This window comes from Geodermatophilus sp. CPCC 206100 (genome assembly GCF_048569675.1).
Taxonomy (GTDB): domain Bacteria; phylum Actinomycetota; class Actinomycetes; order Mycobacteriales; family Geodermatophilaceae; genus Geodermatophilus.
In genome coordinates, this window is sequence record NZ_JAQISV010000047.1 from 22,653 (window position 1) to 34,638 (window position 11,986).

Genomic DNA, 11,986 nt, shown 5'->3' on the forward strand with positions numbered 1-11,986 from the left:
TCCCGTCAGCGGAGAGAGAACTGTCGCGTCCCCGGTCCCTGCAGGCCAGCGGAGTGTCGTACCCCTGTGGAGACTGGTCCCGTGACCGCGCTCGACCGCTTCTCGGAACCCACCCGGGCGTGGTTCACCGGCGCCTTCGCCGAGCCCACCGCCGCCCAGGAGGGGGCGTGGCAGGCGATCAGCAGCGGCGGTCACGCCCTCGTCGTCGCGCCCACCGGATCGGGCAAGACCCTCGCCGCGTTCCTCTGGTCGCTGGACCGGCTGGCCAGCACGCCGCCGCCGGCCGACGAGCGGGCCCGCTGCCGGGTGCTGTACGTGTCCCCGCTCAAGGCCCTCGCCGTCGACGTCGAGCGCAACCTGCGGGCTCCCCTGGCCGGGATCGGCCAGGCCGCCGCCCGGCTGGGGCTGGCCCGGCCCGAGATCCAGGTGGGCATCCGCTCCGGCGACACCCCGGCCGACGAGCGGCGTGCCTTCGCCCGGCGGCCCACCGACATCCTCATCACCACGCCGGAGTCGTTGTTCCTGCTCCTCACCAGCGCCGCTCGGGAGGCGTTGCGCGGGGTGGAGACGGTGATCGTCGACGAGGTGCACGCGGTCGCCGACACCAAGCGCGGCGCGCACATGGCGGTCACTCTCGACCGGCTCGACGAGCTGCTGCAGCGGCCGGCCCAGCGGATCGGGCTGTCGGCCACGGTCCGGCCGATCGAGGAGGTGGCCACGTTCCTCGCCGGCGGCCGTCCGGTGGAGGTGGTGGCGCCCGGCTCGGTGAAGCAGTGGGACCTCTCGGTCGTCGTCCCGGTCGAGGACATGGCCACCCTCGGCCAGCCGACCGGCGAGTTCGCGGGGTCCGCGGCGGGCAACGAGCCCCGCACGTCGATCTGGCCGGCTGTCGAGGAGCGGGTCCTCGACCTGGTCGAGGCGCACCGCAGCACCATCGTCTTCGCCAACTCGCGGCGGCTGGCCGAACGGCTCACCAGCAGGCTCAACGAGCTGGCCTACGAGCGGGCCACCGGGGAGACGGTCCCACCGGGCACCAACGCCGCCGCGCTCATGGCGCAGGCCGGGTCCGGCGGCGGCGTGCCCGAGGGGGTGCAGCCGGTCGCCGCGGCGCACCACGGATCGGTGTCGCGGGAGCAGCGGGCGGTCGTCGAGGAGGCCCTGAAGTCCGGCCGGCTGCCCGCCGTGGTGGCCACCTCCAGCCTCGAGCTCGGCATCGACATGGGCGCCGTCGACCTCGTGGTGCAGGTCGAGTCCCCGCCGACGGTCGCCTCGGGTCTGCAGCGGGTCGGGCGGGCCGGGCACCAGGTGGGCGCGGTCAGCCGGGGGGTGCTCTTCCCCAAGTACCGCGGCGACCTGGTGCAGTGCGCGCTGGTCGCCGAGCGGATGAAGGCGGGCGCGATCGAGTCCATCCGCTACCTGCGCAACCCGCTGGACGTGCTCGCCCAGCAGGTGGTGGCCATCGTCTCCGAGGGGCCGCGCACCGTCGACGAGGTGGCCGCACTCGTGCGCCGGTCCGCACCGTTCGCGGCGCTGCCGGACTCCGCGCTGCACGCGGTCCTCGACATGCTGGCCGGGCGGTACCCCTCCGACGCCTTCGCCGAGCTGCGCCCGCGGCTGACGTGGGACCGCGTCGCCGACACCCTCACCGCCCGCAGCGGCGCGCAACGACTGGCGGTCACCAGCGGCGGGACGATCCCCGACCGCGGCCTCTTCGGTGTCTTCCTCGTCGGCGGCGAGGGCTCCGGCGGGCGGCGCGTCGGGGAGCTCGACGAGGAGATGGTCTACGAGTCCCGGGTGGGCGACGTCTTCCTGCTGGGCTCGTCGTCGTGGCGGATCGAGGAGATCACCCACGACCGCGTCCTGGTCTCCCCCGCGCCCGGCCAGCCGGGCAAGATGCCGTTCTGGCACGGCGACGCCCCCGGCCGCCCGCTGGAGCTGGGGCGGGCCCTCGGCGCCTTCCTCCGCGAGGTCGGCTCGGCCGGGTCCGAGGCCGGCCTCGACCGGGCCCGCGCCGCGGGGCTGGACGAGTGGGGCGCGGCCAACCTGCTGGCCTACCTGACCGAGCAGAAGCAGGCGACCGGCCACCTCCCCGACGACCGGACGCTGCTCGTCGAGCGCTTCCGCGACGAGCTGGGTGACTGGCGCCTGGTCGTGCACTCCCCCTTCGGCGCCCAGGTGAACGCCCCGTGGGCGCTGGTGCTGGCCGCGCGGCTGCGGGAGCGCTACGGCGTGGACGTGGCCTCCATGCACTCCGACGACGGCATCGTCCTCCGCCTGCCCGACACCACCGGGGAACCGCCCGAGGCCGACCTCGCCGTGCTCGACCCGGACGACGTCGAGCGCGAGGTGACCGCCGAGGTCGGTGGCTCCGCCCTGTTCGCCAGCCGGTTCCGCGAGTGCGCCGCCCGCGCCCTCCTGCTCCCCCGCCGCGACCCGCGCCGTCGCACCCCGCTGTGGCAGCAGCGGCAGCGGGCGGCCCAGCTGCTGTCGGTGGCCAGCGAGTTCGCCAGCTTCCCGATCACCCTGGAGGCCGCCCGCGAGGTGCTGCAGGACGTCTACGACGTGCCGGGGCTGGTCGAGCTGATGCGCGACGTGCGGTCGCGTCGGGTCCGGCTGGTGGACGTCCAGACGCAGTCGGCCTCGCCGTTCGCCCAGTCCCTGCTGTTCGGCTACGTCGGTCAGTTCCTCTACGAGGGCGACGCGCCGCTCGCGGAGCGCCGGGCCCAGGCGCTGGCGCTGGACACCGGCCTGCTCGCCGAGCTCCTGGGCCGCTCGGAGCTGCGGGAACTGCTGGACGCCGAGGCGCTGGCCGAGGTGGAGGCCGAGCTGCAGCGGCTGCCCACCGAGCGACACCCCCGCGACATCGACGCCGCGGCCGATCTGCTGCGCATCCTGGGCGACCTCACCCCCGTCGACGCCGCGGCCCGCGGAGTGCCCGGCGAGTGGCTGGACGAGCTGGTCGCCGCCCGGCGGGCGCTCGTGGTCCGCATCGCCGGCGAGGAGCGCCACGTCGCCATCGAGGACGCCGGGAGGCTGCGCGACGCCCTGGGCACCGCCCTCCCGGTGGGCGTGCCGGAGGTCTTCACCGAACCGGTGCCCGACCCGTTGGGCGACCTCGTCGGCCGCTACGCCCGCACCCACGGCCCCTTCCAGCCCGGCGAGGTGGCCCAACGGCTGGGGCTCGGAGTCGCCGTCGTCACCGCGACCGTGCAGCGGCTGGTCGGCACCGGGCGGCTGGTCACCGGTGAGTTCCGACCGGGCGGCACCGGCCAGGAGTGGTGTGACGCCGACGTCCTCCGGTCGATCCGCCGGCGCAGCCTGGCCCGGCTGCGCCAGGAGGTCGAGCCCGTCCCGATCGACACCCTGGCCCGGTTCACGCCGTCGTGGCAGTCGGTGGGCAGCCGGATGCGCGGGCCCGACGGCGTGCTGGCCGTCGTGGAGCAACTGGCCGGGGCCCTGGTGCCGGCGAGCGCGCTGGAGTCGCTGGTCCTGCCGACCCGGGTCCGGGACTACTCCCCCGCGATGCTCGACGAGCTGACCAGTGCGGGCGAGGTGCTGTGGGCCGGGGCCGGCGGCCTCCCCGGCGGAGACGGGTGGGTCAGCCTGGTCCCGGCCGATCTGGCCCCGCTGCTGCTCCCCGACGTGCTGGAGCTGCCCGAGGAGGGTGGTGTCGGGGCCGCCGTGCTCGAGCGGCTCGCCGGAGGGCAGGCGGTGTTCTTCCGCGGCCTGTCCGACCTCGTCGGCGCCACCGACGACGCCGCGCTGGTCGATGCGGTGTGGGACCTCGTCTGGGCGGGGCTGCTCACCAACGACACCCTCGCGCCGCTGCGCACCCGGCTGTCCGGTGGTGGCACCCACAAGCGCCAGCCGGCCGCCCCGCGAGCACGGCTGGACCGCAGCCGCTACGGACGGGCGCGGCTCGGGCGCCCGGCGATGCCGACGAGGAGCGGCCCGCCGACGGTCGCCGGGCGGTGGTCGCGGCTGCCCGACCGGGAGACCAACCCGACGAAGCGGACGACCGCCCGCGCCGAGGCGCTGCTCGAGCGGCACGGGGTGCTGACCCGTGGCGCGGTCATGGCCGAGCAGGTCCCCGGGGGGTTCTCCGCGGTCTACCCGGTGCTGCGCGCGTTCGAGGAGAACGGGCGGGCGCGGCGGGGGTACTTCGTCGAGACCCTCGGCGCCGCGCAGTTCGGCACCCCCGGGTCGGTCGACCGGCTGCGTGGTTTCGCCACCCCCGACCGCGTGCCCGGCGGCGCGGTCGTGCTGGCCGCCACCGACCCGGCCAACGTCTACGGCGCGGCGCTGCCGTGGCCCGACCGGACCCCCGGCACCGAGGAGGCGGTGGACGTCGGCGAGGGCACCGGGGCCGGACGGCGGGCCACCGGCCACCGCGCCGGCCGCAAGGCCGGGGCCCTGGTCGTGCTCGTGGACGGAGAGCTCGTGCTCTACGTGGAGCGGGGCGGCAAGACGCTCCTGTCGTGGACCGAGGAGGAGACGGTCCTCAAGGAGGCGGCCACGGCGCTGTCCAGTGCGGTCACCGCCGGGGCGCTCGGCCGGATGGTCGTCCAGAAGGCCGATGGCGCCTCGGTGCACGAGTCCACGCCGCTGTCGGCGGCCCTGCAGGCGGCGGGCTTCGCCGCCACCCCCCGGGGCCTGCGCCTGCGCGCATGACCCCGGCCCGCGAGCCCCTCGCCGCGAGCCCCGGAGCCCCGCCCCCCGAGCCCCTGGCCGCGGCGGCCCGGACGTGCCAGACGGCGCGCACCGGCGCTCCCGGCGTCAGTCCTGCCGGGGGTGCAACCAGCCGGCGAGCAACCGGGTCAGCGTGGGCATCACGACGTAGCCGAGCAGGACGACCACGATGCAGGCCGACATCAGCAGGCGAGCCGGCCAGGGCCAGCTCGTCACGTGCGGCATCACGAGCAGCTGCAGGGTCGAGGTGATGAGGAAGACCGCGGCGGTGGTGAGCACCGTGGAGCGCCAGCGCGGCCCGGGCGCGGCCGGCCGGGTGAAGAAGCTGTCCAGCCCGGCCACCCGCGCGTACCGCTCCTCGTCGATCATCTCCTGCATCCGCTCCAGCGCGTCCCGGCGCTCGTCGGAACGCTCCCAGGCCGCCAGCGACGCGTCGTCCCTGAACCGGTAGACGAGGTGGTACTCGGAGCTGCCCAGTCCGGGCTTGAGCAGCGTGCCGCCCAGGTTCCCGGGATAGGTCGCGGCCAGCGCGAGGACGTCGGCCGCCCACCGCTCGAACGCCTGCCGGCGGTGCGGGCGGACCACACGCGCCACCGTGACCGTCACCGGCTCGGGAGACCGCCCCCCGACCTCGGATCGGGTGAGCCGGCTGCGGAGGAGCGTCGTCACGGCCATGGTCCGCTCAGCGCCGGCCGACCCGGTGGTCATCCCGCCTGTCAGCGGTCTCACAGCAGCCCACCGGGCCGGAGGGGACACTGGCGGCGTGCCCGAGGGAGACACCGTCTGGCTGGCGGCGAAGCGGATGAACACCGCCCTCGGCGGGGCGACGCTGCGCCGCGGAGAGCTGCGGGTACCCCAGCTGGCCGCGACCGACCTGGCCGGCGCGACGGTCTCCGAGGTCGTGCCCCGCGGCAAGCACATGCTCATCCGCTTCGCCGACGGCTGGACCCTGCGCACGCACTTCCGGATGGACGGCAGCTGGCACATCTACCGGCCCGGCGCGAAGTGGCGCGGCGGCCCCGCGTTCGCCGTCCGGGCCGTGCTGGCCACCGACCAGTGGGAGTGCGTCGGGTACCGGCTGCACGACGTCGCGATGGTGCGCACCGAGCACGAGGACCAGCTGGTCGGTCACCTGGGGCCCGACGTCCTGGGCCCCGACTGGGACCTGGAGGAGGCCCTCCGCCGGCTCCGGGCCAACCCCGACGAGCAGGTCGGCGTCGCCATCCTGGACCAGCGCAACCTCTGCGGGATCGGCAACCTCTACAAGGTCGAGTCACTCTTCGTCTGTGGCGTCCACCCGTGGGCGCGCGTGGCCGACGTCGCCGACCTCCCCGCCCTGGTCGAGCGGGCGCGCACGCTGATGCTGGCCAACCGCGAGCACCCCGAGCAGAGCACCACCGGCGACCTGCGCCGCGGCCAGGACCACTGGGTCTACGGCCGCAAGGGCCGCCCGTGCCGCCGCTGCGGCACCCCGATCCTGCTCGGCGACCAGGGGCCGGACCTGCAGGAGCGGGTCACCTACTGGTGCCCCCGCTGCCAGGCCACCAGCTCCCGCATCGACCCGGCGGCCCGCACCGGCGAGCCAGGCCGCCCGCCGCCGATCGCCACACCGGGCTGACCCGGGCGCACGACGGGCCGGCCGCGAACCCGCGGCCGGCCCGTCGTGACGCAGTCGGGTCAGGCGCCCTGCTGCTCCGGGCGCTCGGCCGGCTGGGCCACCGGCTGCGCGGCCGGGGTCTCGACCGGCGGCGTGCCCTTCTCGAGCGCCGGAGCGGCCGGACCGCCGGTGACGGCCGTCTGGCCCCCCATGGAGGCGCGGATCTGGTCGAGGCGGGAGGCGCCGGCGACGTCCAGGGTCGCCTTCTGCACCTCGAGCATGCGGCCCTCGACCGACGTCTGCGCCAGCTCGGCCTGGCCCAGCGCGTTGGCGTAACGCGCCTCGATCTTGTCCCGGACCTCCGACAGGCTCGGGGTGTTACCGGGTGCTGAGAGCTCGTTGACCTGCTTGAGCGACGAGGCCACGTGCTCCTGCATCTTGGCCTGCTCCAGCTGGCTCATCAGCTTGGTGCGCTCGGCCAGCGTCGTCTGCAGCCGCATCCGGCTCTGCTCGACGGCACCGCGGGCCTGCTCGGCGGCCTGCAGCGCCTCGTCGTGGCTGCGCTTGAGGTCCTCCATCGCCTGCTCCGCCGCGACCAGCTGGGTGGCGAAGGCCTGGGCGGCGTTCTCGTACTCGCCGGCCTTGCCCCCGTCCCCGCGCGCGCGGGTCTGGTCGGCCAGGACCAGCGCCTGCCGGGCCGAGGCCTGCAGCTTCTCCACCTCACCGAGCTGCCGGTTCAGCCGCATCTCCAGCTGCCGCTGGTTGCCCAGGACCGCCGCGGCCTGGTTGGCCAGCGCCTGGTGCCGCTGCTGCTCGGCCTCGATCGCCTGGGCGATCTGGATCTTCGGGTCGGCCTTCTCGTCGATCTTCGCGTTGGCGGAGGCCGTGAGGTACTTCCACATCTTCACGAACGGGTTGGGCATCGGTCCTCCTGCTCGGCGCGGATCATCCACCGGTCGTCCCCCGGCCGGCGGGCCGCAGCGATGGTGTCACCCTCCATCGTCCCAGGTGCTGCGGTCCGTGAGCCACCAGGGACGCCCCCCGGCTTCCCCCGTTAGGGTCTCCGGGTGTCCACCGAGACCCCGGTGCTGAGCGTCCTGGGCGAACTGGTCGTCGACCTGCTCCCCGATCCGGCCGCGGACGCCGGCCCCGAGGGCACCGCCCCCCGCTACGTCGCCCGGCCCGGGGGCAACGCGCTCAACGTCGCCGTCGCGGCGGGCCGCCTCGGCGTCCCCGTCCGGCTGCTCGCCCGGCTGGGCACCGGTCCGCTCGCGCCCGCGCTGCGCCGGCACGCCGAGCTGTCCGGGGTCGACCCGGCCGGCTTCGTGCCGGCCGCCGAACCGGTGAGCCTCGCGGTGGTGGGCCTGGGTCCCGACGGCTCCCCCGACTACGGCTTCCACGTGCTCGGCTCGGCCGACTGGCAGTGGACCGACGAGGAGCTGGCCGCGGTCCTCCCCGCGGGGACGGCGATCCTGCACGTCGGCTCCATCTCCAGCTGGACCCCGCCCGGGTGCGACGCCATCGCGCGGCTGGTCGAGCGCGTGGCGGACGGCGGTCGGGCGCTGGTCAGCGTCGATCCCAACATCCGCCCGATGCTCGCCGAGGGGCCGGTTGGCTCCGCACTGGGCAACGGCCGCGCCGAGGTCCGTGCCCGCCTGGAGCGGCTGCTCGCGCGGGCCGACGTCGTGAAGGTCAGCGCCGAGGACCTCGCCTGGCTGGAGCCGGACGCCGCCGACGACCTCGACGCGACCGCGCAGCGCTGGGCTGACCGCGGCGCGGCGCTGGTGGTGCTGACCGACGGCGGCGCGCCCCTGCGGATCGCCCGGCCCGGTCGCCCGCTGGTGCACCGGCAGCCGCCGCGGGTGGACGTCGTCGACACCGTGGGCGCCGGCGACTCCCTGGCCGCCGGCCTGTTCGCGGGCCTGCTCGCTGCCGGGGTCCCGACCCGGGCGGCGCTGCAGGAGCTGCCCGAGGAGGCCCTGCTCCGGATCGTCGACGACGCCGCGCTCGTGGCGGCCCTGAACTGCACCCGGGTGGGCGCCGACCCGCCGACCCGCGACGAGCTGGCCGCGGCCCGCCGGTGACCGACCGGGTGGACCTGGTCGGGTTCGCCGAGCTGTCGGCGACCGTCGTCCGGGCCCGGCTCCTGGCCGCCCACGACCGCTTCTGGGCCACCGACACCCGCGCCCTGCACGACCCGGTGTGGTTCGACCAGTTCGGCGGCTTCGGCGTGCTGGCCCGCGTCGACGGCGAGGACGTCGGCTACCTGCTGGGCGTGGTCACCGCCGACCGGCTGGGCTACGTGCACCTGCTCGCGGTGCGGTCCGACCGCCGGCGCGCCGGGCTGGGGCGGCGGCTGGTGGCCTGGTTCGACGACCTCGCCCGGAGCACCGGCGCGCGCGTCGTCCAGACCACGGCACGTCCCGACGACGACGCCGCCGTCGCGTTCGCCACCGCCCTGGGTGCGGGCGCGCACCTGTCCCGCGACCGGGCGGGACCGGGGCAGGACCGGCTCGTGCTGACCCGGTCCCTGCCCCGGTGACGCCCCCGCCCCGACCCCGTGGGGACGGGGCCCTCGCTCAGGCGGCGCCGGCCCGGTGCGAGCCGCCAGTCGCGTGCCCCTGCGTCGAGTGCCCCTGCGCCTCCTGGACCTGCTCCTCCCGGTCCTCGGTGGCCATCTGCGTCAGCCGGGCACCGGCCTCGGCGTCCCGGGTGAGGTTCTCGCCGGTCTGCGGATCGAAGACGTGCGCCTTGCGGGTGTCCAGCCAGAACTCGGCCTCGCGGCCCTCCCGGATCCGGCTGGTCGCGTCGATGGAGACGATCGCCTGGGTGCGCAGCTCCTCGGCGTCCAGTTCGCGGGACAGCTCGCGCAGCTGGTTGCGGATCTGCTCCGGCGCCTCGTAGGGGATGTAGGCGTACTGCGAGTCGCCCAGCCACTCGGTGACGTCCACCCGGGCCCGGAAGACCGACCCGTGCGGGCGCTTCGCCTCGTCGACCAGTGAGGCGTCCTCGAAGTACTCCGGCCGGATGCCGATCAGCAGCAGGTCACGCCCGCGCACCTTGGCCGCCCGTGCCTCGTCGAGCTGGATCGGACCGAAGGGCGTCGAGAGGTTCGAGCCCTCCAGGGTGGCCGGCAGGAAGTTCATCGGCGGGGAGCCGATGAAGCCGGCGACGAACAGGTTGACCGGCTGCTCGTAGAGCTCGCGCGGCGAGGCGACCTGCTGGATCTTGCCCTTGCGCAGGACGCAGACCCGGTCGCCGAGGGTCATCGCCTCTGTCTGGTCGTGGGTGACGTAGACGGTGGTGATGCCCAGCCGACGCTGCAGGCGGGAGATCTCGGTGCGCATCTGGCCGCGCAGCTTGGCGTCGAGGTTCGACAGCGGCTCGTCGAAGAGGAACGCCTCCGCCTGGCGCACGATGGCCCGCCCCATCGCGACGCGCTGGCGCTGGCCACCGGAGAGGTTGGCCGGCTTGCGCTCGAGGTGGTCCTTGAGCTCGAGCACGTCGGATGCCTCGGTGACGCGGCGGCGCACCTCGTCGTCGGGCATCTTGGCCAGCCGCAACGGGAACGCGATGTTCTCGTAGACGGTCATGTGCGGGTAGAGCGCGTAGTTCTGGAAGACCATCGACAGGTTGCGGTCGCGGGGCGCGAGGTCGTTCACGCGCTTGCCGCCGATGACCATGTCGCCGCTGGTGATGTCCTCCAGGCCGACGATCATCCGGAGCAGGGTCGACTTCCCGCAGCCGGAGGGCCCGACCAGGATCATGAACTCCCCGTCGGCGATGTCCAAGCTGACGTCGTTCACGGCCGGGTAGCCGTCGCCGTACTGCTTGACGATGTTCCGCATCTCGATCGATGCCATCTCAGATGTCCCCTCGCTGGGTGGGTGGGGTGCGCAGCACCGGTGTCAGCCCTTGACCGCGCCGTTGGTGAGGCCGGCGACGATGCGCCGCTGGAAGAGGAGGACCAGGACCACGACGGGGATGGTGACGATGACCGCCGCCGCGGAGATGGCCCCGGTCGGCTCCTCGAACTGCGAGGCGCCGGTGAAGAGGCCCAGCGCTGCCGGCACCGGCCGGGCCGCGCTGGTCGAGGTGAGCGAGATGCCGTAGATGAAGTCGTTCCAGGCGATGAAGAACGCGATGATCGCCGTGGTGAAGACCCCGGGTGCGGCGAGCGGGACGATCACCTTGCGGAAGGCCTGCCAGGTCGTCGCGCCGTCCACCTGGGCCGCCTGCTCCATCTCCCACGGGATCTCGCGGAAGAACGCCGACATGGTCCAGATGGAGATCGGCAGGGTGAGCGACAGGTAGGGGATGATCAGCCCGGGCCAGGTGTCGTAGAGGCCGATGTTGCGCCACAGGTTGAACAGCGGCGTCACGATCGAGATCACCGGGAAGATGGCCACGCCCAGGGCGGTGGACAGGATCAGCTTCTTCCCCGGGAAGTCGAGCCGGGCGATGGCGTAGGCCGCGAACATCGACAGCAGACACGAGATCGCGGTGGCGATCAGGCAGATGCCGAAGGAGTTGCGCAGCGCCGGCAGGAACAGATCACTGGCCCCGCCGGTGAGGATCAGGGAGTAGTTCTCCCAGGTCGGCTGGGTCGGCAGGAACGACCCGTTGGCCAGGTCGCTGGGCGCCTTGAAGGAGACCGACACGATCCAGGCGATGGGGAACAGGCAGTAGACGATGATCAGGATCGACCCGATGATCCACCAGGCCTTGCTGCGACCCGACATCACTCACCCCTCGCCTGGGCCAGGTCGACCTTGAAGCCCTTGATGAAGATGAAGGCGATGAGCACCACCGCCAGGAAGAGCAACACCGACACCGCCGATCCCAGCCCGATCTCGAGCCGGGCGATGGTCTGCCGGTAGGCCAGGAACGACACCGACTCGGTGTTGTTCGCCCCGCCGGTCATGATGAAGATGCTGTCGAAGATCCGGAACGCGTCCAGGGTCCGGAACAGCAGGGCGACCATGATCGCCGCCTTCATGTTCGGGATGGTCACCCGCCACAGCCGCTGCCACCGGGTCGCGCCGTCGACCTTCGCCGCCTCCTGCAGCACCTCGGGCACCTGCGCCAGCCCGGCGAGCAGCAGCAGCGAGATGAACGGCGTGGTCTTCCAGATCTCGGCCAGGCAGACGACCAGCAGCGAGGAGCCGAAGCCGCCGAACCAGTCGGTGTCGCCCGAGATGCCCGGCAGCCACGCGAACCACGAGTTCACGAAACCGGAGTCGATGTCGAAGGCGAACTGCCAGGCGAACGCCGAGACGACGGTGATGACCGCGTACGGGATGAGGATGGCCGCGCGGACCAGCGGCCGGACCGCCGCCAGCGCCTTGGACATCACCAGCGCCAGGGCGAAGCCGAGGACGAGCTCCACGGCCACGGTGATGAAGGTGATGAGCAGCGTCACCCCCAGCGACCGCCACCACAGCGTGTCGCTGAGGATGACCGCGTAGTTGCCCAGCCCGGCGAACGACCGGTTCTCCGGGTCGGTCAGCCGGAAGTCGAACAGCGAGTCGTAGATCGCCTGGGCGATCGGGTAGGCGGTGACCAGGAGCATCACTGCGAACGCCGGTCCGGCGAGCATCCAGCCCAGCTTCCGCTCCGAGCGGGACCGGTCACTGATCCCCGGTGCCGGACCGTCGGCGGCCTTGCTCGTCTCGCCGGGGGCGAGCGTCGTCTGCATGC

At 74.0% G+C, this 11,986-nt stretch carries 9 protein-coding genes; 4 read left to right on the forward strand and 5 right to left on the reverse strand.

The window, feature by feature from the left end; genetic code table 11:
• Nucleotides 1–81: 81 nt before the first annotated feature.
• Nucleotides 82–4,671, forward strand: coding sequence for an ATP-dependent helicase (locus PGN05_RS20280; RefSeq protein ID WP_419754377.1), 4,590 nt, complete (start codon nucleotides 82–84; stop codon nucleotides 4,669–4,671).
• Between the two features lie 105 nt (nucleotides 4,672–4,776).
• Here PGN05_RS20280 and PGN05_RS20285 read toward each other — a convergent pair whose 3' ends face one another.
• Nucleotides 4,777–5,364 carry an antibiotic biosynthesis monooxygenase gene (locus PGN05_RS20285; RefSeq protein WP_419754378.1) on the reverse strand — a complete coding sequence of 196 codons (588 nt, stop codon included), beginning with the start codon at nucleotides 5,362–5,364 and terminating at the stop codon, nucleotides 4,777–4,779.
• 88 nt (nucleotides 5,365–5,452) lie between these two features.
• Here PGN05_RS20285 and PGN05_RS20290 point away from each other — a divergent pair, with 88 nt between their 5' ends.
• Nucleotides 5,453–6,307 carry a DNA-formamidopyrimidine glycosylase family protein gene (locus PGN05_RS20290; RefSeq protein WP_419754379.1) on the forward strand — a complete coding sequence of 285 codons (855 nt, stop codon included), beginning with the start codon at nucleotides 5,453–5,455 and terminating at the stop codon, nucleotides 6,305–6,307.
• Between the two features lie 59 nt (nucleotides 6,308–6,366).
• On the opposite strand, the gene PGN05_RS20295 is transcribed toward PGN05_RS20290, so the two are convergent.
• The gene (locus PGN05_RS20295) at nucleotides 6,367–7,209 is read right to left on the reverse strand and encodes a PspA/IM30 family protein (protein ID WP_419754380.1); all 843 of its coding nucleotides are present in this window, start codon (nucleotides 7,207–7,209) and stop codon (nucleotides 6,367–6,369) included.
• A 144-nt stretch (nucleotides 7,210–7,353) separates the two neighbouring features.
• On the opposite strand from PGN05_RS20295, the gene PGN05_RS20300 reads away from it, so the two are divergent.
• Both PGN05_RS20300 and PGN05_RS20305 read left to right on the forward strand, forming a co-directional pair.
• Nucleotides 7,354–8,370 carry a carbohydrate kinase family protein gene (locus PGN05_RS20300; protein ID WP_419754381.1) on the forward strand — a complete coding sequence of 339 codons (1,017 nt, stop codon included), beginning with the start codon at nucleotides 7,354–7,356 and terminating at the stop codon, nucleotides 8,368–8,370.
• Entirely contained in the window at nucleotides 8,367–8,828 is a 462-nt protein-coding gene (locus PGN05_RS20305) for a GNAT family N-acetyltransferase (RefSeq protein ID WP_419754382.1), read from the forward strand. The genes PGN05_RS20300 and PGN05_RS20305 overlap by 4 nt, the downstream gene beginning before the upstream one ends.
• A 37-nt stretch (nucleotides 8,829–8,865) precedes the next feature.
• Here PGN05_RS20305 and PGN05_RS20310 read toward each other — a convergent pair whose 3' ends face one another.
• From PGN05_RS20310 to PGN05_RS20320, 3 genes are read right to left on the reverse strand one after another with little or no spacing between them, the layout of a single operon-like run.
• Nucleotides 8,866–10,149: an ABC transporter ATP-binding protein gene (locus PGN05_RS20310; protein WP_419754383.1), complete on the reverse strand. Its 1,284-nt coding sequence runs from the start codon at nucleotides 10,147–10,149 to the stop codon at nucleotides 8,866–8,868.
• A gap of 45 nt (nucleotides 10,150–10,194) precedes the next feature.
• Nucleotides 10,195–11,028 (reverse strand): carbohydrate ABC transporter permease, encoded by an 834-nt coding sequence (locus tag PGN05_RS20315; RefSeq protein WP_419754384.1) that lies wholly within the window; start codon nucleotides 11,026–11,028, stop codon nucleotides 10,195–10,197.
• Nucleotides 11,028–11,984: a carbohydrate ABC transporter permease gene (locus PGN05_RS20320; protein WP_419754400.1), complete on the reverse strand. Its 957-nt coding sequence runs from the start codon at nucleotides 11,982–11,984 to the stop codon at nucleotides 11,028–11,030. Before PGN05_RS20320 ends, PGN05_RS20315 begins: the two co-directional genes overlap by 1 nt.
• Nucleotides 11,985–11,986: the final 2 nt, after the last annotated feature.